We start from the raw sequence: 26,824 nt of genomic DNA, 5'->3' as shown, positions 1-26,824 counted from the left end.
GCCCCCCGGAGAGCCGCGTGGCGGGGCGGGAACGCCGAAGGCCCGGCCCGCGGGAGCGCCCCCGCGGGCCGGGCCTTCCGGCAGTGGCCGGCGATCAGTCGCCGATGCCCGCCAGGTCGCGCAGCCGACGGGCCTGGGCCACCCGCTCGGCCGACCGCTGCTCGTCGTAGGAGCGGCCGCCCGCCCCCTGGAGCAGGGCCTTGGTCTCGATGACGGCGCTGCGCGGCGCGGCCAGCAGTGCGGCGGCGAGGTCACGGGCGGCGCCGTCGAGCTCCTCGGCGGGGACGGCCAGGTTGGCCAGGCCGGTGGCGGCGGCCTCCTCGGCGCCGACCCAGCGGCCGGTGGCGCAGATCTCCAGCGCCCGGGCGTAGCCGACCAGATCGGTGAGCGGCTTGGTGCCGGCCAGGTCGGGGACGAGGCCGAGCGAGGTCTCCTTCATGGAGAACTGGACGTCCTCGGCGACGACCCGCAGGTCGCAGCCGAGGGCGAGCTGGAAGCCGGCACCGACGGCGTGGCCCTGGACGGCGGCGATGGAGACCAGGTCGGGGCGGCGCCACCAGGCGAAGGCCTCCTGGTAGGAGGCGATGGTGTCGTCGAGGTCCTTGTCCTCGGCGGCGGCCAGCTGGAGGAAGGTGCGCTCGCCGGGGATGCCCTCGGCGGTGAACATCGCGCGGTCCAGGCCGGCCGAGAAGGAGACGCCCTCGGCGCGCAGCAGCACCACCCGGACGCTGCCGGGCAGCCGGCGGCCGGCCTCGGTCAGGGCGCGCCACATCGCGGGGGACTGGGCGTTGCGCCGCTTGGGCTGACAGAGGGTGACGACGGCGAGCTCGCCGTCGATCTCCAGGCGGACGCCGTCCTGCTCCCAGCTCGGAGCCTGCGGGTCGGTGACGGGGGCGGTCATGCGGGGACCTCCGGTGGCGGGGGACTTGGCTACCGGAGAGTAACAAACCTGTGCGCGCAGCGGCAGGGCTGCGGCGCACGACATCGCGAAGGGAAGGGGGGCGCCGGCCTGCGGCGCGGGCGGACATGACGATCGGCGGCCGGTTCGCACGGGCCGGGGGCGGACGACCAACTGTCGTCTCCCCGGTCGGCGCCCTGCCGCCGAGTCATCCGCCGATGGACTGACGGACCGTCAGGAGCTGGCTCCAGCAGTAGCTTTGTTCTTGCCCCGCGTGGCACCACCGCGGCCCCGGAGGATCACTCCGGACTCGCTCAGCATCCGGTGCACGAAGCCGTACGAACGACCGGTCTCCTCCGCGAGAGCGCGAATGCTCGCCCCGGAGTCGTACTTCTTCTTGAGATCGGCCGCGAGCTTCTCACGCGCGGCACCGGTCACCCGGCTGCCCTTTTTCAGAGTCTCGGCCACCCGTGCCTCCTCGTAGCGTTGCTCGGTCAGATTCCCATGATCACCCATCCACAGCGTCCTGGCCACCCATTCGACAAGGTCGATGTCGGGAATGCGTGGTCCGCCGGTGGTGATCCGAGCGCACAAGGGCGCTCACGCAGAGTGCACGCCCCCGGGGCGATTGCGCCATCCGGCGCGAAAGGGCTGATCAGCAGCGTCGGCCCGACCACGATCGAGTGGCGGGCCGACGGAAGCTCCTCAAACGGAATCCGGGACCTCTTCATTCCCGGACACGCCGTAAGTACTGGTTTTTCTGGTCCAAAGAGAGGACCCGATGTCTACTGCAGGTCAGGCGAGGGAGACCAGATCGGCGTAGGCCGGGCTCCAGAGGTCCTCCACGCCGTCCGGCAGCAGGATGATCCGCTCCGGCTGGAGCGCGTCGACCGCGCCCTCGTCGTGGGTGACCAGCACGACCGCGCCGCTGAACTCGCGCAGCGCGCCGAGGATCTCCTCGCGGCTGGCCGGGTCGAGGTTGTTGGTGGGCTCGTCGAGCAGCAGCACGTTGGCACTGGAGACCACCAGCGAGGCCAGCGCGAGCCGGGTCTTCTCACCACCGGAGAGCACCCCGGCCGGCTTGTCGACGTCGTCGCCCGAGAAGAGGAACGAGCCGAGGATCTTGCGGATCTGCACCAGGTCGGTGTCGGGGGCCGAGGAGCGCATGTTCTCCAGCACCGTGCGCTCCGGGTCCAGGGTCTCGTGCTCCTGGGCGTAGTAGCCGATCTTCAGGCCGTGGCCCGGGATCACCTCGCCGGTGTCCGGCTCCTCCACCCCGGCCAGCATTCGCAGCAGGGTGGTCTTGCCCGCGCCGTTGAGGCCCAGCACGACGACCCGCGAACCGCGGTCGATGGCCAGGTCGACGCCGGCGAAGATCTCCAGCGAGCCGTAGGACTTGGAGAGGTCGGCGGCGGTCAGCGGGGTCTTGCCGCAGGGGGCCGGGTCGGGGAAGCGCAGCTTGGCGACCTTGTCGTTCAGCCGGACCTGCTCCAGGCCGGAGAGCAGCTTCTCGGCACGGCGGGCCATGTTCTGCGCGGCCACCGTCTTGGTCGCCTTGGCGCGCATCTTGTCGGCCTGCGCGTTCAGCGTCGCGGCCTTCTTCTCGGCGTTGGCCCGCTCGCGCTTGCGGCGCTTCTCGTCGTCCTCGCGCTGCTGCTGGTACTGCTTCCAGCCCATGTTGTAGACGTCGATCGCGGAGCGGTTGGCGTCCAGGTAGAAGACCTTGTTGACGACCGTCTCGACCAGGTCGACGTCGTGCGAGATGACGATGAAGCCGCCCTTGTACGTCTTCAGGAAGTCCCGCAGCCAGGCGATCGAGTCGGCGTCGAGGTGGTTGGTGGGCTCGTCGAGGAGCAGCACGTCGGAGTCGGAGAAGAGGATCCGGGCCAGCTCCACGCGGCGACGCTGACCACCGGAGAGGGTGTGCAGCTGCTGGCCCAGGATGCGGTCCGGCAGGCCCAGCGCGGCGGCGATGGTGGCGGCCTCGGCCTCGGCGGCGTACCCGCCCTTGGTGAGGAACTCCGTCTCCAGGCGCGCGTACTTCTTCATCGCGTTCTCCTGGGTGGCGCCCTTGCCGTTCGCCATCCGGTCCTCGTTCTCGCGCATCTTCTTCAGCACGGTGTCGAGGCCGCGGGCGGAGAGGATGCGGTCCTTGGCGAGGACGTCGAGGTCGCCGGTGCGCGGGTCCTGCGGGAGGTAGCCGACCTCGCCGGACCGGGTGACCGTGCCCGCGGCCGGCAGGCCCTCGCCGGCCAGCACCTTGGTGAGGGTGGTCTTCCCGGCACCGTTGCGCCCGACCAGGCCGATCCGGTCGCCGGGGGCGACCTTGAAGCTCGCGGACTCGATCAGGATCCGGGCACCGGCGCGCAGCTCAAGGGCATTGGCGGAAATCATGGCTGGGGACTACTCCTGGGACGTGGGCGGGCACCTGGGCGGGGCACAGGGCCTGGGCGGCGGAAGGGGGCGTCGTCGGTGGACCGGCAGACCGCTCGGGGCGGCGCCGCTCGCCTGCTTAGTGCCCGGAGAGAACAGCCATGACGGCAAGTCTACCGGGCCCCGCGAGGGGGCCCGGAGGAATACCGGCCCGGCCGCCGCGCAGGGGGGCCGGGCCGTGACGGGCACCCGCGGCTACGGCTGCCCGGTGGCCTCCGGGGCCGCGCAGGTGCCCTGCGGGCGGACGGCGGCGAACGGCTCGGACGGGCTGCCGCACGCCGACTCGGGGGCGGCGGCCTTGGTGTCGAACACCTTGGGGCCGACGATCGGGCCGTCCGAGATCAGCACCCGGCGGCCGTCCAGGGCCTTCAGCGAGACGGCCGGGCCGGCGCTGAGCTGCCAGCCCGTGCTGTCCAGCCGGTAGCCGCTGATGCCGCCGGAGACCGGCTGGCCGGTGCTGTTGGTGCAGCTGCGCGGGACGAGCACCGCGAAGTCGGTGCCGACCGTGCGCATCGGGTCGTAGACGCAGTTGCCGGCCGGCTTGGAGTTGTAGCGCAGGTCACCGTCGGCGTCGCGGAAACCCATCGTCAGGTTCGGTGTGACCACCGCCACCCAGGGGGCGGTCTGCTGGACGGTATGCAGGGCCGCGGCGGCGCGCTCCGTCGCCAGCTGCTTGCGCTGCTCCTCGGTGCGCTTGTCCGCGCCCGGCTCGCCGTCGCCGCGCAGCCAGTCCGCCAGGCCGGGCACCGCGCGGTGCCAGCGCACCTCGTGGTCGCCGGGGCGCACCGACGTGACCAGGCCGTCGTCCCAGACCACCACGGCGTTCTCCCCCGCCATCGACAGGTAGAGCGCGGTGGCACCCTCACGGCGGTAGGACCATGCGTGGTCGCCGGTGGCGCGGTTGTACGCCTCCAGGCCGGGGCCCACCTTCAGCTCCAGATCGGCCGCGCTCAGCGACTGCGCGTTGACCGGGCTGGCGTCCGCTCCGCCCGGCTCGGCCACCCGGTCCCCGAACGGCACCGGCTTGTTGGCGTGCGCGGCCGCGCCCGCCACAAGGACCAGCAGCACCGCCAGGGCAGGGAGGATCGATCGGGGGGTGAGGACACGCAGCGGCTTCCAGGACACGGGCGGAGCGTACCTTTCAGCACCCGCACGAGTCAGCCGGACTTCGCCGGGCGTCCGAAGGACGGAACGCGGGATGGCCGGATCACGCCCCTCGCCCGGACCCACCCGCCGACCTGCGCCGTCGGGCCCGCCGCCGCCCCGCGCGGCCCGCCGCGGTAGGACTCCCACGGCCTTCCGGACTGTTACAGAGGTGATACACGCCACGTTGCCGCGGACAACGTTCGAATATCGCCCACTTTAGGGTGACATTCGGCTTTTCCGACGCCCGATGGGCCTACTGTCTGCAATCGGGGCACCACGGTCCGTCCTTCCGGCCCCGGTTCCGCGACGCCCGGAGACGCCCGGAGGAGACACCATGCGATACGGCCGCCTGACGCTGGCCGCCGCCGCCCTGCTGCTGCTGACCACCGCGAGCGTCCCCGCCGGGACGCCGCTCAGCCAGACCGAACGGCACAGCCTCTCCTCCGACGCCGTACAGCCGCGCGGCGCGGCCCCCGGACCGGTCGTCCAGCGGCCGCAGCACGAGCCGCCGTTCGGCGCCTTCGTCGGTTCCTGGGACAACTACATCCCCCAGCTCGGCCGGTACGCGCAGTGGCTGAACAACGCCAACATGCAGGTCGGTCACACCTATCTGGCCGGAAACAGCTGGGCCGACATCGAGGGCGACCCGGTGGTGCTCGGCATGTGGTCGCAGTGGCGGCTGGCCGACCCGTCCCGGATGCTCGTCCTCGGCGTGCCGATGCTGGTCCCGAACGAGGCCGGCGTCCCGGACGCCGAGGTGGCGAGGCTACTGGCCCAGGGCGCCCAGGGGGACTTCGACCGGTACTTCCTCAAGCTGGCCCGCCGGCTGGTCGCGCTCGGCGGGGCGGACACCGTGCTCACCCTCGGCTGGGAGATGAACGGCGTCACCTACACCCACCGCTGCAAGCCCGACCCGGCCGCCTGGAAGACGTACTGGCGGCGGATCGTCTCGGTGATGCGCTCGGTACCCGGGCAGCGGTTCCGCTTCGACTTCACGCCGAACCGGGGGGTCGACGCCATCCCGTGGACCAGGTGTTACCCCGGGGACGACGTGGTCGACATCATCGGCATGGACAGCTACGACCAGCCGGCCGGGGCCACCTTCGACGACTACGTGCGCGAGCCGTACGGCCTCCAGGACCAGGTGGAGTTCGCGGCCAAGCGCGGCAAGCCGGTCTCGTACCCGGAGTGGGGGCTGTTCCGGAACGGGGACAACCCGGAGTTCGTGCAGCGGATGGTGGAGTGGATGCGGACCCACGACACCAGCTACCAGACCGTTACCGACTACTGCCCGCACGGGTTCTGGCAGTGCGACAGGAACCCGCGTTCCAGCGCCCGGTTCAAGCAGCTGATGGCCGGTTCCAAGGGGACGCCGGCCACCCCGGCGCCCACCACCCCGGCGCCCGCCCCGTCAGCTGTTCCGTCGCCTTCCCTCCCGGCCACTCCGCCGGCCGCCCCGTCGCCGTCCGCCCCGTCGTCGTCCGCCCAGGCCACCGCCGCACCGGGCGCCTCCGCGAGCCCGAAGCCGGCCGCCACGACGGGTGCCCCGTCCGGCTCCCCGGCGGTCGCCCCGTCGGGGACCCCGACCACGGCCTCGCCGGCTCCGGCGCCGGGCGGCGTACCCGCCCGGCGCTGAGGACGGACGGCGGGCCGCCCACGGGTCCGCCCTCCCGCTGGAACACCCCGCGCCCCCGGTCAGCTCCGGCGGCGGGCCAGGAGCGCTTCCTTGAGCCTCGGCAGACGGGTGTCGAGCACGTGCACCACGACCTGCCGGGCCCGCACCAGGCCGGCCCGGACGGCGGCGGCCGGGGCCGGGCCGCGCGGGCCGAACAGCAGCCGCTGGTTCGGCAGCTGGTCCGGCCGCCAGCGCTGCTTGTACGGCTCCTGGCCGCGCAGCAGGCCTATCACCGGGACTCCGGCCGAGACCGTCTCCTCCAGCGCCGCGTTGAACAGCAGCCCGGCGATGTCCAGCCGCTCGCGCAGCTTCGGGTGCGCGCCGTACAGGTAGAGGCCGCTGAAGGACGGGCACAGCATCAGCAGGTTCACCGCGACCAGCTCGCCGTCCAGCCAGAAACGGTGGACCGCGGCGCGGCCGCCGGCGACCAGGCCGGTGGTGGACTCGGCGAGGTGGCGGGCGAACCGCCCGGTGCGGTGCTCCGGGGTGACGCCGCGCTCCTGCCACTGCAGGAAGTGCAGCCGCAGCAGGCCCTCCACCGCCTCCGGCACCTCCTCCGGCGGCGTCGAACGGACCTCGACCCCGACTTCGGCGATCTTGCGCAGCTTCACCCGGTTGCGCTGGGCGGTCTTGCCCTTCAGCCGGGTGAGCAGCTGGTCCATCGGCACACCGGGCAGGTACTGGCAGAGCGAGTCGGCGAACCGGCTCCGGCTGCCCCGCCAGTGCTCGAACACCCGCTGCACGGCCGCCTCGGGGTGCACCTCGCGCAGCTCCAGGCTGTGCCAGGGGCGGGTCAGCGGGAGGGCGGCGGCGAACTCGGCGGCGGCCCGGTCGGCGCAGTCGTCGTCGAGCAGGACGTCGGTGAAGTCGATCAGGCCGCCGCCGAGGCCGGTCAGGCCGCCGAGCGGACCGCCGCGCCGCCGGAACGCACCGGCGCCGACCAACCGGCCCTCCCGGCGGACCAGCAGCACCACCAACCCGCCCGGGCGGCCGTACTGGCGCCACCAGGACCGCTGCCAGGCGGCGGCCTGGAAGAAGGTGGCCGTTCGGCAGCGGCGGGCCAGGTCGTCCCACTCCTCGGCGAGGGTGTCGAGGGCGTCGTCCTCCCCGCGCAGCTCGGTGGTCCAGCGCGGTGCGGGGGACCGGGGGGACAGACCGGTCCCCCGGGCGGCCTCGGTGCTCACCGCCCGCTCCCGGCGGCGGCCTTCTCGCCCTTCCCGGACCTCTCCGACTTCTCCGACTTCTCGGACGCCTCGCCCCTCGCGGGCCGCTCGGGGGCCCCGGGCTCCTCCGGCTTCGCCGCCCGCTCCGCCGGGGCGTCGTCCCGGGCCGGAGGCTCCTCCCCGCGCGGGCGCGGGGTGGTCGGCAGGGGCCCGGCCGCCGGCCCGGGCCCGGTGCCACCGCGGCGGCGGGTCGTCATCACCAGCGCGCCGATCAGCAGGCCGGCCGCGCCGCCGACGGCGACGTCCAGCTGGGCGGAGGGGGTGGTCGGCCGGTCCGGCTCGGCGGCGGGGGCCAGCGGGACCAGCCTGACGCCGGTCTCCTTGCTGCTGGCGTTGGCGAAGGCGACCAGCGAGCGGGCCACCGCGTCGGCGGCCTCGACGGCCTCCTGCGGCCGCCCGCCGGTGCCGGTGATCTCGATCATCGGGGCGTCCGGCGAGGTGGTGCCGTGCACCAGGGACTCCAGCCTGGTCCGGCTGTGACCCGTCTCGGCGGCGGCCACCGCGAGCACCTGGGGCTGGCCGGCCAGTCGGCCGTACGCCTGGGCGAAGTTGACCGCGGTGGCGCTCTCCCCCGGGTTCTGCGGGACCACGATCACGTAGGAGTTGGCGGCGTACGAGGGGTGGGCCACCGCGGCGTACCCGGCGCCGCCGGCGGCGCCCAGCGGCACCGCGAGGACCAACGGCCACCAGCGGCGGGCCAGGCTGCGGGCGCTTCGGCGCGGTTCGGACATGGGGTGCTCCTTGGGTACGGGGGCCGAGCGGCCGGCGAGGGGTGTTCCGGGGGCGGCCGGCGGCTCAAGCGGGGGCCAGGCGGTCGTAGAGGGCGCCGAGGTCGGCGGCCACCCGAGCGATGTCGTAGTGGCCGACGGCCGGGGGCCGGGGCAGCGGGTCGTTGCTGTGGTCGTTGAGGTGGCGCAGCTCGCCCAGCGCGGCGGCGTAGGCGGCGGCGTCGGAGGGGATCCGGCGGGCCTGCGGGGCGGCGGTGGGCGGGAGTTCGTCCAGTGCCGGGCAGGCGCTGTGACGGACGGGAAGGCCCGCGGCGAGACCCTCCAGGACGCCGAGGCCGAAGGTCTCCGCGGTCGAGGGGGCGGCCAGCACGTCCAGAGCGGTGAGGAGTTCGGGCACGTCGTCGCGCTCGCCGGTGAGGACCAGGCGGTCCCGGACGCCGAGTTCGGCGGCCCGCCGTTCCAGGGCGGCGCGCTCGGGGCCCTCGCCGACCAGGACGAGGCGGGCCGCGCCGTCCAGCTCGGCGAGCGCCTCCAGCAGGACGTGGAAGCGTTTGCCCGGCACCAGGCGGCCGACCCCGCCCACCACCCAGGCGCCCGGCGGGAGGCCGAGCTCGGCGCGCAACCGCGCCCGGACGACGGCCCGGTCGGCGTCCGGCCGGTGGTAGCGGGCGGAGTCGATGCCGTTGGGGATCAGCTCGACCCGGGCCTGCGGGACGCCCCACGCGTGCAGGGCCTGGGCGACCTGCCGGGAGACCGCCACGGTGGTGGTGCCGAGGCGTTCGGCGGCCAGGTAGAGGCCCTTGACGCCCCGGGTGACCGGCCGGCCCTCGATCACCCCGGCGTGCAGCGAGTGCTCGGTGGCCACCACCGCCCGGACCCCGGCGAGGCGGGCGGCGAGGCGCCCGTAGAGGCCGGCCCGGTAGAGGTGGGTGTGCACCACGTCGTAGCGGCCGGCCCGGATCAGCCGGACCAGCCGGGGCAGTGCGCCGACGTCCCGGTTGCCGCGCATGGCGAGGTGGTGGACGGTGACGCCCTCGGCCCGCAGCGCGGCGGCGACCGTGCCGGGGTTGGTCAGCGCGACCACCTCGCAGTGCTGGTGCGCCGGCAGGTGCCGCAGCAGCAGCTGCAGCTGGCGCTCGGCGCCGCCGGAGGCGAGGCCGGTGACGATGTGCAGCACCCTCACCGCCCGGCCCCCCTGCTGCGCCGCAGCTCGGTGACGGTGTCGCGGAAACGGTGCCGGCCGCGCTTGGCGCGCAGCCGCCAGGCACCGTCGCGGTCGCCGACGTAGCAGCGGGGCAGCGCGTAGCGGCCGGTCAGCGGCGAGTGGGCGATGGCGCAGGCGTAGTCGTAGCCGGCGTCGCGGACGGCCTGGGCGGCGGGCAGGTCCACCGCGCCGTACGGGTAGCAGAAGCCGGTGACCGGACCGCCGACGACCTCCTCCAGGGCCCGGCGGCTCTCCCGGGTCTGGGTGGCGAGGGCGGCGGCGGGCAGGCCGGGGAGCGACTGGTGGCCGAGGCCGTGCGAACCGATCTCCCATCCGGCGGAGGCGAGTTCGGTGACCTCCTGGACGGTGAGCAGCTTCTTGCGGGGCCCCTCTACGTCCCAGTCGTTGGCCCGGCCGAGCAGGTCGGCGACCACGTAGGCGGTGGCGGTGAAGCCGTACGCCTGGAGAATCGGTACGGCGTACCGGGCGAAGTCGGCGTAGCCGTCGTCGAAGGTGAGGCCGACCAGCCGGTCGTCCTGGCCGGCGGCCCGGGCGCGCATCAGCTCGCGGACCGAGACGCCGCGGCGGCCGCGCCGGTGCAGCCAGGCGATCTGCTCGGCGAACCGCTCCGGGCTGACGGTCAGCTGGTACGGGTCCTCCTCCTCGACGGCCACCGAGTGGTACATCAGGATCCACGGCGAGGAGCCCTGCGGGCCGGGCGGTGCGACGGCGGGGCGGCGACTTCCTGGCAGCTGTACCTGGGGACGGCGGACGCCGGTGCGCGGCGCTTCGGCGCGTGGGCCGCCCGCCGTCGGCACGGCTGCGCGGCGAACGCCCGACAGGGCCGAACGGACGGAACCCCGTTCAACGTCCATGGGGAAGCTTCCCTTCATCGGCAACAGGTGGCGGGCACAGGGCCCGGACGGCGGCGAGGACCGGTCCGCGCACCTCGCGGGCACCGAGGCCGGTGCCGAGGGCGGCGAAGGCCAGCGCCACGGTGAGGCCCCCGAGCAGCGTCGAGAGCAGGGGGCCGGCGGCGAGCGCCGCCACGGGGGTTCCGAGGGCCGCCGCGCCGACGGCGGCGGCCAGCAGCCGGGCGTGGCCGCCGAGGACCAGCCGCAGGCGCAGCGCGATGCCGCGCAGGACCAGGCCGCGCAGCAGCAGCGCGGCGGCGGTGGTGATGCCGGCCGCGTTGCCGGCGGCCAGGCCGAGGGCGCCGAGGCGGGGGGTGGTGAGCAGCCCGACGGTGACGGTGACGACCAGGCCGAGCACCATGGCGCCGGCCGGGTACCAGTCGAGCAGCCGGCGGCCGCCGTCGTCGCTGCCCGGGTCGCCGGCCCGGCGGACCACCGGACGGAGCGAGAAGTACGGGCGGATCATCACGCCGATCAGCGCCTGGGCGGGCAGGCCGAAGCTGTAGACCCGGATGACGGCGGCGGTGGCGGCGGTGTCCTGCGGGCCGAAGGCTCCGCGCTCGAAGAGCAGCGCGACCACCGAGGGCGCGCAGGCGAGCAGGAAGGCGGTGCCGAGCAGGACGACGGCGGCGGCCTGTCCGAGGTCCTTCTCGACCCGGTCCCGGGCGGCGGTGAGGTCCCCGGCGGCGAGCGCCCGGGCGACCAGCGGGAAGGTGACGGTGCAGATCAGGATGGCCGCGGTCATGGCGAGCTGGGAGACCTTGGCGGCGTAGTTGAGGTGCGAGATGGTGCCGGGCGGCAGCCCGGAGCCGAGGAAGCGCTCGATGAAGACCTGGGCCTGCCGGGTCAGGGTGAACGCGGCCACCGGCAGCAGGGCGAACGGGATCAGCACCAGCGCGTGGGGCGAGCGGCGGCCCGTGGCGGGACGGCCGGAGCGCAGCCGGCGCAGGAACGGGGCGACCAGCAGGCCGGCCATCAGCAGGCTGCCGAGCGCGACGCCGATCGCGGCGGAGCGCACGCCCCAGAGCGCGTGGCAGCCGAGCAGCACGCCGAGGATGCCGAGGTTGTACGCGACGTAGATGCCCGCCGGGGCGGTGAAGCAGTGATGGGCCCTCAGCGCGGCGGCGAGGTAGCCGGCCACGCCGAAGGGCAGCACGGTGAACGCGGTGATCCGGGTGCAGGTGACGGCGAGTCCCGGGTCGGCCAGGCCGGGGGCGAGCAGGCCGACCAGCCGGTCGGCGCCGAGCGCCGTGCCGAGGGAGAGCGCGCTCAGGGCGAGCAGCAGCCAGGGCAGGGTGGCGCGGACCAGCTGGCGGACCGGGTCGGGGCCGTCGGGGCGCTCCTCGCGCAGCACCAGGGCGAGGGCGAAGGCGGGCACCATGAGGAAGGACATGGCGTCCTCGATCAGCAGCGGTGCGGCGGTCTCCGGCACGGTCCAGGCGACCAGGAAGGCGTCGGTGCCCTGGTTGGCGCCGAAGTAGCGGGCCAGCAGCAGGTCGCGGAGCAGGCCGAGGCCGGAGCCGGCGGCGCTGAGCACGGCGGTGACGCCGAAGGCCTTGGCGAGGAAACCGCGCCGGGGGGCGGCGTGGGTCTCGGCCGCGGGTACGGGCCGGGGGGCCGGGAGGGTGGGGGTGAGCGCGGCCGGCCGGTCGGTGGTCATCGGGCGTCCTCCGGGCCGACGGCGCGCGCGGCACGGGCGGCGAGGCCGAGGACGACGGAGGTCAGCACGGTGGTGGTGCCGCCGATGTCCGCGTAGAGGAAGTCGACCAGCACCCAGACCAGCAGGGCCAGTGCCGCCAGGCCGGGGCCGGTGGCGCGGCGCAGGCACCCGAGGAGCAGGCCGAGGAAGAGGGCGAGGTAGGCGACGATGCCGATCAGGCCCTGTTCGCTGAGGACCAGGAAGTACATGTTGTGCGGGGAGAGCAGCGGTTCGCGCTGGAAGCCGATGGTGGCGTCGGCGGCGTCGCTGCCGGAGGAGAGCCGCAGCGGGGCGCGGCTGTCGCGCAGTTGCTGGAAGGCCTTGGGCCCGGCGCCGCCGACCGGGTGGTCCTGCCAGATGCGTCCGGCGGTGGACCAGAGGTCGTAGCGGTCGGAGACGGACTGGTCGGGGGCGGCCGACACGGAGCCGATCGACGTGAGGCGGGCGGTGACGCCCGAGCCGCCGAGGCCGAGGCCGCCGATCAGCACCACGCCGGCGGCCAGGGCGAGGACGGCGCTGCGGACGGCGAGCCGGGCGTCGGCGCGCAGCAGCAGGACGGTGGCGGCGGCCCCGGTGGCGATCCAGCTGCCGCGGCTGAAGGAGACGGCGAGCGGGAAGGCGAGGAAGGCGGCGGCCGCGTACATGGCGCGGCGCAGCCGCCGGTCGCCGCCGGGGTGCCGTTCGCCGAGGGCGAGGGCGAGGGCGGCGAGGAGGCCGTAGCTGACGACGGTGGACATCGCCATGATGTCGAGCGCGCCGAAGGTGCCGACGGCCCGGATCGGCCGGCCGGTGTAGGAGGCGCCGGTCCGGGTGAGGTACTGGTGGGCGCCGACCACGCCCTGGACCAGCGCGGCCGCGACGAAGGAGCCGAGGACCAGGCGCTGGTCGGTGCGGTCGCGCAGGGCGCAGAGGACGGCGACGGGCACCAGGACGAAGACCTGCGCGAGCCGGACGAAGCCGGTGAGGCTGGTGGCCGGGTCGATCGAGCCGATGGTGGCGACGGCGGCGGCGACCACGATCGCGCCGAAGCGGACGGCGGTGGTCCGGCCGATCGCGGGGGTGCGGCCGCGCACCAGGTCGGCGGCGGTGAGGGCGACCAGGGCGAGCGAGGCGAGGTCGGCGGCGGTGATGTGGACGGCGGCGGTGACGTCCTTCTCGCCGGTGGGGACGCAGACCAGCAGGACGGTGGCGGCGGCGAGGAGGCTGGGCCGTTCCAGGAGGGCCGTCCCGGCCCGGCGTAAGGCCCGGGCGGGTTCGGGGACGGCGGAGAGGGTCAGGGCCACGCTGGGTCAGCTCCCGTCCGGGTGGAGCATCAGGGCCGCGGTGCGGCACAGGATCTTGACGTCCTGCCAGAGGCTCCAGCTCTCGATGTAGCGGTTGTCGAAGCGGGCCCGGTCCTCGATCGAGGTGTCCCCGCGCAGGCCGTTGACCTGGGCGAGGCCGGTGAGGCCGACCGGGACGCGGTGGCGGTCCGCGTACTCGGGGTAGGCCTGGCTGAACCGCATGACGAAGTAGGGGCGCTCGGGGCGCGGGCCGACCAGGCTCATGTCGCCGCGCAGGACGTTCCACAGCTGCGGCAGCTCGTCCAGGGAGCTGCGGCGCATCAACTTGCCGACGGCGCCCATCCGGTGGTCCTGGGAGATGTTCCAGCGGGTCGCCGACTCGTGCTCGTTACTGGGGCGCAGGGTGCGGAACTTGAGGACGGTGAAGACCCGGCCGTCCAGCCCGGTGCGCTGCTGGCGGAAGAGCACGCCGGGGCCGGTGTCGAAGCGGACGGCGAGTGCGCACAGCACGAGCACGGGGGCGAGGGCGAGCAGGCCGAGGCCGGCCGCGGTGACGTCCAGGGCGCGCTTGGCGGCCCAGCCGGGGCGGCGCATCGCCGGGCGGCCGACCCGCAGGCAGGGGAAGCCCCAGAGGTGGTCGCCGCCGGTGTGGCGGCCGGTCTCCAGCGAGCCGTGCTCGCGCAGGGCGGGGACCAGCCAGACCTGGCAGCCGAGCCGCGCCGCGTCGCGCAGGGCGGCGGCGGTCTCGGCCTCGTCGGCGGCGCCGGCGGTGGCGACGACGTGGTGGACGCGGTGGCGGCGGATCTCGCGCTCCAGCACCTCGCGGCCGCCGAGCACCGGCAGGTCGGTGTCGCCGGCCAGCAGCGGCGGGTCGGGGTCGAGGAAGCCGACGGGGCGCATCCCGTACTCGCCGCGCTCGCTGAGGGCGGCGGCGACCCGGCGGCCGAGCCGGCCGGCGCCGAGGACCAGGACGGGGCTGGGGCGGCTGCGGCGGAGCCGGCGGACCAGGTGGTAGAGCAGGGCGCGGCCGCAGACGGCGAGCAGCAGCTGGGCGCCGAGCAGGGCGGTGAGCCGGGCCGGGGTGGCGGGTCCGCAGTCGGGCCAGCGTCCGCCGAGGCAGCCGGCGAGGGTGACGGCGAAGGCGGTGGCGACCACGGCCCGGACGGTCAGCGCGGGGAGTTCGTCGAGGACGGAGAGGGTGAGCCGGGTGCGGTAGAGGCCGGCGGCCAGGTTGAGCACGAGCAGCAGCGGCAGCAGGGCGGCCACGCCGAGCAGCGGCTCGACCCGGGCGGCCGGGTCGAGGGCGCGGTTGGCGATCCCGGTGGCCGTGCACAGCGCGAGGGCGTCGACCGCGGCCAGGGCGGCGGGCAGGGCGAGCCGGGAGGGGACCGGCCGCCGGGGGCGGCGGACCGGCGGGGCGCTGCGGGTCTGGGCGGACCGGGCCGGGCGGTCGAGCAGCCCGGTGGCGGGCCGACGCTGGCCGGACAGGGGCCGGCCGGGCCGTGGCACGCTGTCGTGGTCAATGGTCATCAGCGCACGAACTCCCCTGCTGTGTGCCCGGGGTGACGGCGTCCCGGCACCGGTTGGCCCGGAGCAGCCGCCCCGACCCGGCGGGCTCGGTCCTGACAGCGCCTGCTGCCGCCGGCGGCTTTCGGTTCTCTCGTGAATTCCCGGTATGAAATCGAAACGATGCAGGCGAAATCAGACATTACCGACCACGGACTGGAATGCCGGAAGGTGACTTGCCATTTCATTCCAGCCGCCCATTAATAGGTATTTCTGACTTCACATCCCGCCCGCAACCGGTTGCGGGTGCGAATTGCGGCAGCGCCGGAGCGGCCGTCATTCACGGCATGTGAAACGATCAGATCCGCTGCGGGACACGGGCGCGGCGCCGCCCCGCAGCCGGCCCCGCCCCCAGCAGGTCCCGGTAGAGCGCGTCCACCTGTTCGACCACCGATCGCACGTCATGGCGGGCCGCGGCGTGGTCACGCAGGCGCACACCGCGTCGCTCGCACTCGATCGGATCTGACAGCGCTTCGGCCATTCGGGTGGCGAGCGCCCCGGCATCCTCCGGCGGCACCACGGCCTGCTTCCGCTCGGCCGGCGGAAGGCATTCCCGGGCTCCGGGAACGTCGGTCAGCAACACCGGGCGGCCCATCGCCATCGCCTCCAGCGGAGCCAGCGCCATCCCCTCCCAGCGCGACGGCAGCACCACCAGGTCCGCCGCCGCCAACCACGGCCGCGGGTCCGGGACGTCCCCGGCCAGCCGGACCCGGGACGGCTCGGCGGACTCCCGCACGGTGTCGGCCAGGACGGCCCCGTCCGGGCCGCCGCCGACCAGCGCCAGCCGCGCCTGCGGCACCCGCCGCAGCACCTCGGGCCAGGCGGCGAGCAGCACGTCCTGGCCCTTCTGCCGGCAGAGCCGTCCCACGCAGACCGCCAGCGGGGCGTCCAGGTCCAGCCCGAGTGCGATCCGGGCGGAGCGCCGCTCGGCCGGCGCGTAGTGGCGGACGTCCACACCGTTGGGCACCACCGCCCAGTCGGCGTGCAGGCCGGCCGCGACGCCGTCGGCCCGCTCCTGGACGCTGACGCAGAGCAGCCGGTGCGCCCAGCGGGTCGCGTACCGCTCCCAGTGCAGGGTGGCGGCCGCCAGCGCGCCGTCGACCGCGGCGAACGACCAGGCGTGCGGCTGGAAGACGGTCGGAACCGCACCCCGGATGGCCAGCCGGCCCGCCAGACCGGCCTTGGCACTGTGCAGGTGGACCATGTCGGGCGCGGCGGCCCGGACGATCCGGCGCAGCCGCCACGCCTCTGCGGCGGTGGCCGGGCCGGGCGCACGGCGGGCGGGCCAGTCGAGGACCAGCGCGCCGACGGCGGCGGCCTCCTCGGCCAGCCGGCCACCGCGCGGACAGGCCACCAGCACCCGGTGTCCGGCCTCGCGCTGGCCGCGGACCAGGTCGACGACGACGCGGGCGACTCCGCCGTCGACGGGCTGTGAAATGTGAAGGATCGTCATATGCACGGCGGCGAGCCTAGGGTGGCTCCGCCGCGCCGGGGGGCCGCCGTCACCCTCAGGTGGCGCCCGTCCACCCGTACGGCTTGGTGGTCGTACGGGTGGACGGCCCGCTCGAAGAAACGCCCGATTCGGGCGGCGGGGTCAGCGGACCTCGGCGGCCAGGTTGGCCAGCACCTCGTCGTGGATCCGGTTCAGACCCTTGGGGGCGAAGGTCCGCTCGAAGAAGCCGCCGATACCGCCGGCACCCTGCCAGGTCGCCGAGACGGTCACCTTGGACCGGCCCTCGCCGACGGCGGAGACCTTCCAGGTGATCACCATGCTGGAGTTGGCGTCCTTCTCCACCAGCTGGTCCGGCGTCGGCGCCGAGACGGTGAACAGGCAGTCCCGGACCCGCTTCTCGGTGGCCTGGAGCTTCCAGTGCACCTGGGTGCCCGCACCGGTCCCGCCGACCCGGACCTCGTACTCGCTGTACTGCGCGGGCAGCAGCTTGGGGCGGGTCACCTGGTAGTCGGCCAGCGCCTCGTACACCCGCTCGGGGGCGGCGTCGTAAACCCGCTCGGTGGTGGCCTGCACCTGTCCCATGGTCCTGCTCTCCTTCGTCCTCGGACTGCCGTTTCACCGGCAAGCCAACCACAGCGAGGGGGTGGGACCGACCAGGCCCCGGGCCGGCCTAGGCCAGCCGGAGGCCTCCGGTCCGCTGGGCCCGGGCCTCGCCGAGGCGCAGCGCCACGGCCGCACCCGCCAGCAGCAGGACGCAGAGCGCCGCCAGCCAGGCCAGGCCCGGCGCCAGCTCGCCGAGCCCCTCGCCCTCCAGCAGGGCGCCGCGGACCACGGCCAGGCTGCCGGTCAGCGGCAGCGCCGCGCCGAGCACCCGCAGCACGCCGGGCAGGGCGAAGGCGGGCAGCCGGACGCCGGCGACGAACCACATCGGGTCGTCCAGCACGGTGTAGACGAACGCGGAGTCCCGGGAGAACACCATCAGGCTGTTGAGCAGCGCGCCCCAGGCCACCGCGGGCAGCAGCAGGGCCAGCAGCACCACCGGGTACATCCACGGCCCGGCGACGTCCAGCGCGCCGAAGCCGAACGCGGCGGCGCCCAGGAAGCAGGTCAGCAGCCAGGCGTTCTGCACCAGCGCGCCGGCGCCGTTGGCCAGCATCAGGACCAGCCGGTCGGCGGGTGAGAGGAAGAGCAGCTCCAGGGTGCCGGTGGTGCGCTCGTAGGCGAAGTTCCAGGCGGACTGGACGAGCGAGAAGAAGAACGCCCAGGCCAGCGCACCGGTGGCGAGGAAGCCGAGCAGCCGGCCCGGGTCGGCGGCGAGCGGCCACCGGGCGGCGGCGGCCGACCCGGCCGCGATCGGGTGCAGCGTGTAGTAGGTGGCGGCGAGCTGGAGCAGCGGCCAGACCAGCATCGACGCGACCACGAGCGGCTGGCCGAACATCGTGCGGTGCTGCTTCAGCGCCTCGGCGGCGAACACCTTGCCGGCGTGCCGCAGGGTGCGGCCCCCGTCCCGGCTCCCGGGCCGCGGCCGGGGGCGGCGGGTGGTGCCGGGGCGCGGCGGCGGGAGGGTGCGGCCGGCGGCGTGGGGCGGCCACAGGCTCCGGTCGGCCAGGCCGAGCAGCTGCACCTCGGTGGACGGCAGGCCGGTCACGCGGCCACCGCCGACCGGGGGTGCGCGGGGGCCGGCGCCGCCCCGGCGAGCGCGAGGACGGCGTCCTCCAGGCTGGCCTCGGTGACCTCCAGGCCGCCGATCGCCCCTCCGGCGGCGACGATCGCCCCGGCCAACGGCCCGGCCACGTCCTCCGGGTGGCGGACGGTGACCAGCAGGGCGCCCTCCTCGGTGGTCTCCAGCTGCGCGCGGACGCCCAGGCCGGCCGCGAAGCCGGTGACCGCGGACTCCAGCGCGGGCGAGGGGTTGGTGACGGTGACCCGGACGCTGCGGTGACTGCCGGTCGCCGCCTTGAGCTCCGCCGGGCTGCCGGCCGCGAGGTGGCGGCCGCCGGAGATCACGTAGACGTGCTCGCAGAGCTCCTCGACCTCGGTCAGGTAGTGCGAGGTGAGCAGCACGCCCCGGCCCTCGGCGGCGAGGGAGGCGACCACCCGGCGCAGGTCGCGGGCGATCGGCGCGTCCAGCCCGAGGGTGGGCTCGTCCAGCAGCAGGTACGCGGGGTCGTTGATCAGGCCGCGGGCGATCGAGAGCCGCTGCGTCATGCCGCGCGAGTACCGCTCGACCGGGGTGTCGGCGGCGTCGGTGAGGCCGACCAGCTCCAGCAGCTCACCGATCCGGGGGCGCAGCACGGGGTTGGGGACGTCGTAGAGGTGGCCGAAATAGCGGAGGTTCTCGGCGCCGGTGAGCTTGGCGTAGACCATCCGCTCGCCGCCGGCGATCAGGTTGATCCGGCGCCGGGCCTCGCGGGCGTACTCGACCACGTCCAGGCCGTCCAGGGTGACGGTGCCGGAGGTGGGCCGGAGCAGGGTGGCGAGGATCTTGATGGTGGAGGTCTTGCCGGCGCCGTTCAGGCCGAGCAGGCCGGTGACCCGGCCGGGCGGGATCTCCAGGTCGAGGCCGTCCACGGCGGTCTTCACGGTGCGCGGGCCGAACAGGCCCTTGTCCCGGGTGCGGAAGGTCTTGCGCAGGGCGCGGGTGCGGATCACGTCAGCGGCTCCTCGAAGTCGGCGGCGGGGTGCGGTGCGGGTGCGGTCGGCGGTGCGATGCGGTCGGCGGTCGGGCGCGGGCCGGCGGTGCGGGTCGTCCGGCGGTGCGGTGGGGGTCGTCCCGCGGTGCGGGTCGTCCGGTTCAGGGGTCAGAAGCCCCGTTCGACGGCGCGGCGTTCGGCGGCGGGCAGCAGCCGCAGGCCGAGCAGCAGGTAGCCGGCGCTGAGGGCGAGGCAGGTGACGAGCCGCGGGAGCAGGTCGCTGAACGGCCGCCCCTGGCCGAGCGCGTCGCGCAGGACGTCCATCGCCGGGGTGACGGGCAGCAGCTCGGCCAGCCACTGGGCGGGCGCCGGGAGGTAGCTGTTGGGGAAGGTGATGCCGCACAGCAGCGAGACGGCGAGGAAGACGGTGTTCTGCGAGATGTGCGCCTCGCCCGCGACGATCATCAGCGCGCCGAGCACGACCGCGACCGCGAAGACCGCGGCGGCCAGCGCCACCACCCCGGCCAGGGCGGCCAGCGGGTGCCAGGCGGGCAGGGTGATCCCCAGGACGGCCGCGAACCCGCCGAGCAGGCCGACCTCGACGGCGGTGTTGAGCAGTGCGAAGCCGGTGAAGCCGAGCAGGTACGGCAGCCGCCCGGCCGGGGCGATCAGCAGCGCCCCCAGGGTGCCCTGGCGCTGTTCGGTGATCAGCGCCTTGCTGCTCCAGAGCAGCATCCGGACGGTGAACATGTAGCCCGCGGCGCCGATCGCGACGTAGCCGAGGTAGTCGGCGCCGCCGGTGCGGGCGGTGAAGTCCTCGGCCACCGAGCCCCCGCCGATGGCGTGCAGGCCCAGGTAGGACAGGCCGATGGTGAACACCCCGATCAGCAGGCAGCCGACGGCGTACGACCACGGGTAGGCCCGGCTGGTCATCGTCCAGGTCCGGCGCAGGGTCGCCCAGGCGACGGGCATGTGCCCCCCCTCTCACTCTTCAGGATTGAGTTCCGAAAGGGAACTTACAAGTTTCCTTTCGGAACTTGCAAGGGGGGTGCGAGGATGGGGCGTCCTGATGGCGAGGAGGGGCAACGGTGCTCAAAGACGTGCCAGAGCGCGACGCAAGCTGTGCGATCGCCCAGTCGGCGGCGGTGATCGGCGACTGGTGGAGCATCCTGATCGTCCGCGAGACGGCGCGCGGCCGGCTGCGCTTCGACGAGCTCCAGCACGAGCTGGGCATCTCCCGGAAGGTCCTCACCGAGCGGCTCGGCCACCTCACCGAGGCCGGCGTCCTGGAACGGGTGCCCTACCAGAGCGGGCCGGTCCGGTACGAGTACCGGCTCACCGAGTCCGGACGCGGGCTGCTGCCGGTGCTGGTGGCGATGCAGGACTGGGCCGACCGCTGGCTGCTCGGCGACGGCACGCTCTCCGGCTCGGCCGCACCCGACAGCGCCGAGACCGCCCGCCTCGCCGCACTGCCCGGCACCCGGCTGCCGGAGCTCACCCTGCCCGCGCACACCGGCGGCGAGCTGGACCCGGTCGACCCGGCAGCCGGCGCCACCGTGCTGTTCTGCTACCCCGCCACCGGGCGGCCCGCGCCGTTGCCGGCCGGCTGGGGGGACATCCCCGGCGCGGTCGGCTGCACGCTGGAGAACCGGCTGTTCCGTGAGGCGTACCCCGAGTTCCGCGCGGCCGGCCTGGCGCTGCGCGGAGTCTCCACCCAACGGCCGGACGAGCAGAGGGAGTTCGCCGAGGCCGAGGCCATCCCGTTCCCGCTCCTCTCCGACCTCGACGTCCGACTGACGGCCGCACTGCGACTGCCCACCTTCCACGTCGGCCAGGGCCTGCGGCTGAAGCGGGCGGTGCTGGTGCTGGACCGCGAACGGGTGGTGCGCCGGGCAATCTTCCCGGTCACCGACATCCCGGGCGCCGTCCGGCAGGCGCTCGCGGACGCCCGGGAGGTGGCCCTCCGCGCACCGGGCCCGCCGGGTTAGGGTGGCCGGTGTGCTCGATCAGGTGACAGCAGTGCGCTACGTCGACCCGCTGCGGGCCGGCGGCTCCGTGCCCGGCGTCGTGGAGACCGACGACCTGGGCACGTACGTGGTCAAGTTCACGGGCGCCGCCCAGGGGCGCAAGGCCCTGGTGGCCGAGGTGATCGTCGGTGAACTGGCCCGGCGGCTCGGCCTGCCGGTGCCGGAACTGCGGCTGGTCGACTTCGACCCGGCGGTCGCCGACGGCGAGCCGGACGCCGAGATCCAGGACATCCTCAGGGCCAGCGGCGGGCTCAACCTCGGGATGGACCTGCTGCCCGGTGCCCGCGACTACCGGCCCGGGATGATCCCGGTCGACCCGGTCCAGGCCGGCCGGGTGGTCTGGCTGGACGCGCTCACCGGCAACGTCGACCGCACCGTGCACAACCCCAACCTGATGGTCTGGCACGGGAAGCTCTGGCTGATCGACAACGGCGCCGCACTGGTCTTCCACCACCGCTGGTCCGCGGCCGGCTCCGCCGTCGCCAAGCGGTACGACCTCAGCGCCCACGCCCTCGGCGGCTGTGCCCCAGACGTCGCACAGGCCGACGCCGCGCTCGGGCCGCTGGTCACCCCCGGGCTGCTGGAGCAGGTGCTGGCGCTCGTCCCGGACGAGTGGCTGGCCGACGAGCCCGGCTTCGACTCGGTGGACGCGCTACGGAACGCGTACGTCACGCACCTGGCCGCCCGCGTGGCGCTCTCCCCGCAGTGGCTGCCGGACGGGTTCCCCACCCCCGAACAGCTGCGCGAGGCCGAGCTCCGGCGGGCCGAGCGGACCAGGGCCGGCCGGCCCGCCTGGCTCCAGGAGGTGCCGGACCTGCACGGCAAGCCGTCGGTCGAGACGGTCTGGGACCACCACTTCGAGTGACGGGCCCGCCGGCCTGCTGCGGCCCGCCCCGGACGGCCCGTCGCGGGGCCCCGGGCCGGTGCGGCCCCGCAGGCCTGGCGCGGACCGGTGCTGACCGGTGCGGACCCGTGCGGGCTCAGCCCATCGCCGGGCGGATCCAGGTGAAGTACTCGACCGCCGTGCCGAGGAGCAGGCCGGTGCAGTGCAGCGCGAAGAGCGCGCCCGCGTTGGTCCGGCGCACCGCGGGCACCAGCAGCAGCAGGGCCGGCACCGCCACGCCGAGCAGCGGGCCGAGCGCCAGCATCAGGGCCAGGAGCAGCACGTCGGCCGCCGTCGAACCGGAGGCGAGCCCCATGACGCCGGCCACCAGGCCGCCGCCGGCCATCATCGTCAGCATCGGCGCCGCGGCGAGCACCTCGGCGGCCCCCACCAGCAGCCACGGCCAGACCCGCCCGCCGCGCCGGGGGGCCGGGGTCTGCTGCCAGCCGGTGAAGGTCTGTGCCATGGGGGTTCCGCTCCTCGAACAGGGCCTGGTCGCGCTTGCGGATCCATCCTGCCGACCCGGTCCGGGCGGCCGCCTGAGTACCCGTACTCAAACGACGGTGGGGAGCGGGACCGGAGTCCCGCTCCCCACCGGAGCGTGTGCGTTCAGCCGGTCACCCGGTCAGCGCGTCAGCGCCACCACTGGACCGCCTTCTCGGCGTTGATGATGCCGGCGCCGTAGAAGCCGTTGTCGTTCTCGCCGCCCTCGCAGGTGGCGTTCCACTCACCGGCACCGCCCGGGTTGAACGGGGCCGACGGGCAGGCGTGCGACTCGGCCTGGTTGGTGAGCAGCTCGGTCAGCTCCTCCGGGCTGGCCCACGGGTGGGTGCTGGCGAGCAGCGCGAGCACACCGGCGACGTGCGGCGAGGCCATCGAGGTGCCCTGCATGTAGCCGTAGCCGCCACCGGGGATGGTGGACAGGGTGCGGCCGTTCTTGTCCGGGGTGTCCGGGATCTGGTAGCGGCGGTCGCCACCGGGGGCGGCGACGGTCACCTTGCCCTTGCCGTAGCTGGAGTAGTAGGCCTTGTCACCGTTGACGCCCACCGAGGAGGCGACGACGACGCCGTCCAGCTCGGTCGGCAGGCTCAGGCAGTCGGTGGTGACCGGACGGGTGCCGGGCGTGGTGTCGTCCGGGCTGGTGACGTCGGTGGTCTTGTGGGCGAGGTCGATGTTCTCGTTGCCCGCCGCGGCCACGTTGAGGACGCCCTTGCGCTGCGAGAACTCGACCGCGCGACGGACGGCGGTGGTGATCGCCGCCTGGTCCGCGTCGTTCTGGCAGTTGAACATCCACGGGTCGACGTAGTAGCTGTTGTTGGTCACGTTGAACTTGTGCTCACCGGCCCAGACGAAGCCGCAGATCGCGTACTCCGGGTAGATGAACTGGTTGTCGTCGACGACCCGGACCGCGGCCAGCTTGACGTTCGGGGCGATGCCCTCGATGCCCTTGCCGTTCTTGGCGGCGGCGATGGTGCCGGCCACGTGGGTGCCGTGGTCACCGTCGACGCCCGGCTGCCAGGCCTTCCAGTCGGTGTTCGGCTTGCCGCCGTCGATGCAGGAGACCGACTGCGAGGCGTCCACGTTGGCCGCGAGGTCCTCGTGGGTGGCGTCGATGCCGGAGTCCAGCACGCCGACGGTGACGTTGCGGCTGCCGAGCGAGATCTTGTGGGCCTTGTCCACGCCGATCTGGCGCATGTCCCACTGGTTGGCCCAGTTGGGCTCCTGGCCGGCGGCGGCGGCAGCGGCGGCAGCGGCGGCGGTCGGCGCGGGGGCGGCCTCGGCCTTCTGGGTGTCGGCGGCGGTGATGCCCTTGGTGCGGCTGGCGCCGACCGACTGGACACCCTTGGCCTGACGCAGCTTGGAGGCGAACTTGGTGTCGTTCGAGCGGGCGATCACCACGCCGATCTGCTCGTACGAGTACACCACGGACCCGCCGAGGGTCGTGATGGCCTTCTCGACCTTCTGCACCTGGCCGTGGTTGGCCTGGGTGTTGACGACGTAGCTGAGCAGCGGCCCGGTCGTCGGCTCGGCCCCGGTGGCCGCGACGGCGGTACCGGCGGGCAGCGCCAGGGCACCGGCCGTGGCGAGAACGACGCCCACCGCGGCGTACCGGGTCCGGCTGATCCGAGGAACACTCATAGGGGTTGGCCCTCCCGAGTCGACGTGCAGCTGCGGCTGGCAGATGCAGTGGAATGATCGGGACGCTAGTGAACATGCGTTGCAATCCGCAAGAGGTAGTCATCTAATCGACACCGTTCGATCACTTCCGAGTGTTGCCACTCCTCCGTTGTCGACTCATCGTCAATCCATAAAGTGAATATCCGGCCTTCTGCTGATATCCCGCGCCCGGCCGTGGACGATCCACAATTTCCGGAGGGTGGGAGGCCCGGCGCCGCTGCGCCGTGAGGGGACCAGTGCCGAGGTCAGAGCCGGTACAGGCGGCGGGCGTTGTCGGCGGCCACCTGACGGGCGAGGCGCTGGGCGTCGGCCGCCGAGCAGGCGCCGTCGGCCCGCCAGCGGTCCAGCAGGGTGCCCAGGCCGTGCCGGAACTGCGCCGCACCGGCCAGGTACAACTCCGGCAGTCCGTAGGCGTCGGTGGAGAAGAGAAGTTTTCCGAACGGCGCGAGTTCCAGCATCTCGCCGAGCACGGCCGCCACCCGGGGGCCGACGTAGGAGGCGGTCAGCCCGAGGTCGGTGTACACCTGCGGGAAGGCCTGGGCCAGCCAGGCCGCCTGCCGGTGGTACGGGTAGCCGTGCAGCAGCACCAGCGGCACGCCGAACGGTTCGGCGGCCCGGACGAAGTCGGTGAGCAGCGACGGGTCGGCCCGGTGCAGGGTGAGGTCCGGGTCGCCGAAGCCGGTGTGCAGTTGGAGCGGCAGGCCGAGCCCGGCGCAGACGTCCAGGGCCGTCCAGAGCAGGTGGTGCAGCAGCACGGGATCGGTCATCCGGCCGCGCCCGGCACGCTGCCACCGCCCCGCGGCGGCCGTCACCGCGGCCGTGGAGGGCCGTTCGCCGGGCACCGCCAGTCCGTGCCGGTAGGCCACCACCGACTTGACCGCCACCGCCCCGGTGGCCGCGGCCGCCAACGCTCCGCGGACGGCGAGCGGCCAGGCTCCGGCGCCCGTCGGTACGGACTCGGCGACGGACTCCAGCCGGACCACCTCGCGCACCCGGGCGCCGGCCGCGTCGGCGAACTCGCTGAGCGGCAGCAGCGGACGACCCGCCGCCTCGGTCAGCCCGGTGTCCACCAGGCAGGTGTCCAGGGCGGCCGCGGCCAGCAGCCGGCGGGTGGCCTCGGGGGCGCCCAGCTCGCGCCGGCGGGCCAGGTAGTCGGCCGCGGGGGTGTGCGCGGGCAGGCCGAGTGCGGGCGGGCACCAGCGGCGGACGGCCAGGCCGAGCGCGCTGTCGAACGGCGAGGTGCCGGGCGCGGGCGGCCGGTCGGACTCGGTGAGCAGCCCGGTCAGGGCGTCGTCGGACAGGTCGGCCGCCACCACGCTGTGGCAGTGGTGGTCGACCAGGGCCGGGACGTCCAGCGAGGGCACCGCTCAGTACCGCCAGCGGGTGGCCGCGACCAGCTCCTGCGGCGTGGCGTCGGCGTACTGCTCGCTCTCGGCCGTCCGGACGGCCAGCACCGCCTCGTACAGCGGCTCGCCCATCGCCTCGCGGAGCACCGCCGACTTCCGGTACGCCGCGATCGCCTCGGCCGGGCCGGCCGGCAGCCGGGGCACCGTGCCGGGCGCGGCGGCGGCCGGGTCGCCGGTGAACTCCGGTGGCAGTGCGAGCCGTTGGTCCAGCCCGGCCAGTCCGGTGGCGAGCACGGCGCCGACCGCCAGGTACGGGTTGGCGGTGGCGTCGAAGCACTTGATCTCGGCGTTGGCGGCGGTGGACCGCTCCCCGGAGGAGCCGGTGACCAGCCGCAGCGCGGCCTCCCGGTTCTCCAGGCCCCAGCACTGGTAGGCGCCGGCCCAGTGCGAGGGCACCAGCCGCAGGTAGCCGGCCGGGCTGGAGGATCCGAGCACCAGCAGCTCCGGCAGCGCGCCGAGCACCCCGGCGAGGAAGCCCTCGGCCTCGGCCGTCAGCCCGTGCGGGCCGGAGCCGCCGCGGGCGAGGTTGTGCCCGTCGCGCCAGAGGCTGAGGTGGAGGTGCCCGCCGTTGCCGACCGAGCCGGCCTCGACCACCGGGGCGAAGGAGGCCCGCAGGCCGTGCCGGGCGGAGACGGCCCGGATGGTCTGGCGGACCAGGACGGTGGTGTCGGCGGCCTCGACGGGCCCCTCGGGGGCGACGGAGACCTCGAACTGGCCCGGGGCGTACTCGGGGTGGATCTGCAGCACCGTCAGGCCCTGCTCGGCGAGGGCGCGCAGCACCTCGCGCAGGTAGTCGGAGAGGTCCGTCAGCCGGTGCATGCCGTAGGCGGGACCCGCGGTCGGGAAGCGGGGCTCCTCCTGCGGCTCCCCGGCGAGCGCCACCACCCACTCGACCTCGATGCCGGCCTTGAGGGTCAGCCCGCGCCCGGCGGCGGCGGCCGTCATCCGGCGGGCGAACAGCCGCTGGCAGCCCGGGTGCGGGGAGCCCGCCTGGGTGTACCGCTCACCGGGCGCCCAGGCCCAGCCGGGCTGGGCGGCCAGCGGGACCAGCCGGTCGAGGTCCGGGTAGAGCCGGAGGTCGCCGGTGGGGCCGCCGATCAGGCGGCTGGTGACGATCGTGTCGTCGGCGAGGAAGACGTCGAAGCAGGGCGCCGCGCCGACGCCCCACTGGGCGGCGTGCACCAGGCCGGACAGCGGGACGGCCTTCACCCGCGCGATGCCCGCGTTGTCCACCCAGGTCACGGCCACCGCGTCGACCCCGGCGGGGCCGAGCCGCCCGACCGCCTCCTGCGCCCGCTCGGCGCGCTCGGCGCGCGGCGGCAGGGCGACGGCGCCGAGGGGCCCGCCGGAGGGGACGGCGGCCCCGCCGGCCGGCCCGCCCTCGGGCTCGGAGGGATCGGCGAGGCCGGCTGACGCGACGGTTCCGGTGCTCATGTCTCCATGCTGCCCCGGAGGTTGGGCCCGCGGAACTCCCC

General features: G+C 74.7%; 23 protein-coding genes. 3 read left to right on the top strand and 20 right to left on the bottom strand.

What is annotated here, in order from left to right; all coding sequences use genetic code 11:
- Nucleotides 1–94 precede the first annotated feature (94 nt).
- The 4 genes from ACFC1F_RS07880 to ACFC1F_RS07865 form a co-directional block, all read right to left on the bottom strand.
- Nucleotides 95–901 (bottom strand): enoyl-CoA hydratase/isomerase family protein, encoded by an 807-nt coding sequence (locus ACFC1F_RS07880; protein ID WP_376156457.1) that lies wholly within the window; start codon nt 899–901, stop codon nt 95–97.
- Between the two features lie 231 nt (nt 902–1,132).
- A complete protein-coding gene (locus ACFC1F_RS07875; RefSeq protein ID WP_049658450.1) occupies nt 1,133–1,366 on the bottom strand; it encodes a helix-turn-helix domain-containing protein in 234 nt (77 codons plus the stop codon).
- Between the two features lie 327 nt (nt 1,367–1,693).
- Nucleotides 1,694–3,292: an ABC-F family ATP-binding cassette domain-containing protein gene (locus tag ACFC1F_RS07870; RefSeq protein WP_376156456.1), complete on the bottom strand. Its 1,599-nt coding sequence runs from the start codon at nt 3,290–3,292 to the stop codon at nt 1,694–1,696.
- 234 nt (nt 3,293–3,526) lie between these two features.
- Entirely contained in the window at nt 3,527–4,456 is a 930-nt protein-coding gene (locus ACFC1F_RS07865) for a hypothetical protein (protein ID WP_376156455.1), read from the bottom strand.
- Nucleotides 4,457–4,811: 355 nt separating this feature from the next.
- Between ACFC1F_RS07865 and ACFC1F_RS07860 the strand changes: the two genes are divergently transcribed.
- Nucleotides 4,812–6,113: a glycoside hydrolase family 26 protein gene (locus tag ACFC1F_RS07860; RefSeq protein ID WP_376156453.1), complete on the top strand. Its 1,302-nt coding sequence runs from the start codon at nt 4,812–4,814 to the stop codon at nt 6,111–6,113.
- A 59-nt stretch (nt 6,114–6,172) separates the two neighbouring features.
- Here the strand turns inward: ACFC1F_RS07860 and ACFC1F_RS07855 are convergent, their stop codons facing one another.
- From ACFC1F_RS07855 to ACFC1F_RS07800, 12 genes are all read right to left on the bottom strand, one after another.
- Nucleotides 6,173–7,336, bottom strand: a complete 1,164-nt coding sequence (locus ACFC1F_RS07855) for a GNAT family N-acetyltransferase (protein ID WP_376156452.1) — start codon at nt 7,334–7,336, stop codon at nt 6,173–6,175.
- Complete coding sequence (locus ACFC1F_RS07850) at nt 7,333–8,106, bottom strand: hypothetical protein (protein WP_376156450.1); 774 nt, start codon at nt 8,104–8,106, stop codon at nt 7,333–7,335. The genes ACFC1F_RS07855 and ACFC1F_RS07850 overlap by 4 nt, the downstream gene beginning before the upstream one ends.
- A 64-nt stretch (nt 8,107–8,170) precedes the next feature.
- A complete protein-coding gene (locus ACFC1F_RS07845; protein ID WP_209411804.1) occupies nt 8,171–9,286 on the bottom strand; it encodes a glycosyltransferase in 1,116 nt (371 codons plus the stop codon).
- Nucleotides 9,283–10,182: a polysaccharide deacetylase family protein gene (locus tag ACFC1F_RS07840; protein WP_376156449.1), complete on the bottom strand. Its 900-nt coding sequence runs from the start codon at nt 10,180–10,182 to the stop codon at nt 9,283–9,285. The genes ACFC1F_RS07845 and ACFC1F_RS07840 overlap by 4 nt, the downstream gene beginning before the upstream one ends.
- Complete coding sequence (locus ACFC1F_RS07835; protein WP_376156447.1) at nt 10,172–11,881, bottom strand: lipid II flippase MurJ; 1,710 nt, start codon at nt 11,879–11,881, stop codon at nt 10,172–10,174. The genes ACFC1F_RS07840 and ACFC1F_RS07835 overlap by 11 nt, the downstream gene beginning before the upstream one ends.
- Nucleotides 11,878–13,203 (bottom strand): O-antigen ligase family protein, encoded by a 1,326-nt coding sequence (locus ACFC1F_RS07830; protein WP_376156446.1) that lies wholly within the window; start codon nt 13,201–13,203, stop codon nt 11,878–11,880. The genes ACFC1F_RS07835 and ACFC1F_RS07830 overlap by 4 nt, the downstream gene beginning before the upstream one ends.
- A gap of 6 nt (nt 13,204–13,209) precedes the next feature.
- Nucleotides 13,210–14,733, bottom strand: coding sequence for an exopolysaccharide biosynthesis polyprenyl glycosylphosphotransferase (locus tag ACFC1F_RS07825; protein ID WP_376156444.1), 1,524 nt, complete (start codon nt 14,731–14,733; stop codon nt 13,210–13,212).
- A 334-nt stretch (nt 14,734–15,067) separates the two neighbouring features.
- The gene (locus tag ACFC1F_RS07820) at nt 15,068–16,222 is read right to left on the bottom strand and encodes a glycosyltransferase (protein ID WP_376156443.1); all 1,155 of its coding nucleotides are present in this window, start codon (nt 16,220–16,222) and stop codon (nt 15,068–15,070) included.
- Between the two features lie 141 nt (nt 16,223–16,363).
- Entirely contained in the window at nt 16,364–16,804 is a 441-nt protein-coding gene (locus ACFC1F_RS07815) for an SRPBCC family protein (protein WP_209411799.1), read from the bottom strand.
- Nucleotides 16,805–16,892: 88 nt separating this feature from the next.
- Complete coding sequence (locus ACFC1F_RS07810; protein ID WP_376156441.1) at nt 16,893–17,870, bottom strand: ABC transporter permease; 978 nt, start codon at nt 17,868–17,870, stop codon at nt 16,893–16,895.
- Entirely contained in the window at nt 17,867–18,874 is a 1,008-nt protein-coding gene (locus tag ACFC1F_RS07805; protein WP_376156439.1) for an ABC transporter ATP-binding protein, read from the bottom strand. The genes ACFC1F_RS07810 and ACFC1F_RS07805 overlap by 4 nt, the downstream gene beginning before the upstream one ends.
- A 149-nt stretch (nt 18,875–19,023) precedes the next feature.
- The gene (locus ACFC1F_RS07800; RefSeq protein WP_376156438.1) at nt 19,024–19,827 is read right to left on the bottom strand and encodes an ABC transporter permease; all 804 of its coding nucleotides are present in this window, start codon (nt 19,825–19,827) and stop codon (nt 19,024–19,026) included.
- Nucleotides 19,828–19,943: 116 nt separating this feature from the next.
- Between ACFC1F_RS07800 and ACFC1F_RS07795 the strand changes: the two genes are divergently transcribed.
- Both ACFC1F_RS07795 and ACFC1F_RS07790 read left to right on the top strand, forming a co-directional pair.
- The gene (locus ACFC1F_RS07795) at nt 19,944–20,843 is read left to right on the top strand and encodes a winged helix-turn-helix transcriptional regulator (RefSeq protein ID WP_376156436.1); all 900 of its coding nucleotides are present in this window, start codon (nt 19,944–19,946) and stop codon (nt 20,841–20,843) included.
- A gap of 10 nt (nt 20,844–20,853) precedes the next feature.
- Nucleotides 20,854–21,747, top strand: a complete 894-nt coding sequence (locus ACFC1F_RS07790) for a HipA family kinase (protein WP_376156434.1) — start codon at nt 20,854–20,856, stop codon at nt 21,745–21,747.
- 115 nt (nt 21,748–21,862) lie between these two features.
- Here the strand turns inward: ACFC1F_RS07790 and ACFC1F_RS07785 are convergent, their stop codons facing one another.
- The 4 genes from ACFC1F_RS07785 to ACFC1F_RS07770 form a co-directional block, all read right to left on the bottom strand.
- On the bottom strand, nt 21,863–22,231 hold the full coding sequence (locus ACFC1F_RS07785) for a hypothetical protein (RefSeq protein WP_209411794.1): 369 nt from the start codon (nt 22,229–22,231) through the stop codon (nt 21,863–21,865).
- A 167-nt stretch (nt 22,232–22,398) separates the two neighbouring features.
- Nucleotides 22,399–23,904 (bottom strand): S8 family serine peptidase, encoded by a 1,506-nt coding sequence (locus ACFC1F_RS07780; protein ID WP_209411793.1) that lies wholly within the window; start codon nt 23,902–23,904, stop codon nt 22,399–22,401.
- Nucleotides 23,905–24,188: 284 nt separating this feature from the next.
- Nucleotides 24,189–25,307, bottom strand: a complete 1,119-nt coding sequence (locus tag ACFC1F_RS07775; RefSeq protein WP_376156431.1) for an amidohydrolase family protein — start codon at nt 25,305–25,307, stop codon at nt 24,189–24,191.
- A 3-nt stretch (nt 25,308–25,310) separates the two neighbouring features.
- Nucleotides 25,311–26,783, bottom strand: coding sequence for a glutamine synthetase (locus ACFC1F_RS07770; RefSeq protein ID WP_376156429.1), 1,473 nt, complete (start codon nt 26,781–26,783; stop codon nt 25,311–25,313).
- Between the last annotated feature and the right edge of the window lie 41 nt (nt 26,784–26,824).

Source organism: Kitasatospora sp. NPDC056181, from assembly GCF_042266225.1.
Lineage (GTDB): Bacteria > Actinomycetota > Actinomycetes > Streptomycetales > Streptomycetaceae > Kitasatospora.
The sequence above is the reverse complement of the archived record's forward strand: the minus strand, read 5'-3'. Positions and strand labels throughout refer to the sequence as shown.

Bases quoted from the DNA above. Each gene is read 5' to 3' on its own strand.
- ACFC1F_RS07860 (WP_376156453.1), top strand. From the start codon at position 4,812: ATGCGATACGGCCGCCTGACGCTGGCCGCCGCCGCCCTGCTGCTGCTG.
- ACFC1F_RS07780 (WP_209411793.1), bottom strand. From the start codon at position 23,904: ATGAGTGTTCCTCGGATCAGCCGGACCCGGTACGCCGCGGTGGGCGTC.
- ACFC1F_RS07880 (WP_376156457.1), bottom strand. From the start codon at position 901: ATGACCGCCCCCGTCACCGACCCGCAGGCTCCGAGCTGGGAGCAGGAC.
- ACFC1F_RS07785 (WP_209411794.1), bottom strand. From the start codon at position 22,231: ATGGCACAGACCTTCACCGGCTGGCAGCAGACCCCGGCCCCCCGGCGC.
- ACFC1F_RS07840 (WP_376156449.1), bottom strand. From the start codon at position 10,182: ATGGACGTTGAACGGGGTTCCGTCCGTTCGGCCCTGTCGGGCGTTCGC.
- ACFC1F_RS07825 (WP_376156444.1), bottom strand. From the start codon at position 14,733: ATGACCATTGACCACGACAGCGTGCCACGGCCCGGCCGGCCCCTGTCC.
- ACFC1F_RS07800 (WP_376156438.1), bottom strand. From the start codon at position 19,827: ATGCCCGTCGCCTGGGCGACCCTGCGCCGGACCTGGACGATGACCAGC.
- ACFC1F_RS07835 (WP_376156447.1), bottom strand. From the start codon at position 11,881: ATGACCACCGACCGGCCGGCCGCGCTCACCCCCACCCTCCCGGCCCCC.
- ACFC1F_RS07850 (WP_376156450.1), bottom strand. From the start codon at position 8,106: ATGTCCGAACCGCGCCGAAGCGCCCGCAGCCTGGCCCGCCGCTGGTGG.
- ACFC1F_RS07820 (WP_376156443.1), bottom strand. From the start codon at position 16,222: ATGACGATCCTTCACATTTCACAGCCCGTCGACGGCGGAGTCGCCCGC.
- ACFC1F_RS07770 (WP_376156429.1), bottom strand. From the start codon at position 26,783: ATGAGCACCGGAACCGTCGCGTCAGCCGGCCTCGCCGATCCCTCCGAG.
- ACFC1F_RS07870 (WP_376156456.1), bottom strand. From the start codon at position 3,292: ATGATTTCCGCCAATGCCCTTGAGCTGCGCGCCGGTGCCCGGATCCTG.
- ACFC1F_RS07815 (WP_209411799.1), bottom strand. From the start codon at position 16,804: ATGGGACAGGTGCAGGCCACCACCGAGCGGGTTTACGACGCCGCCCCC.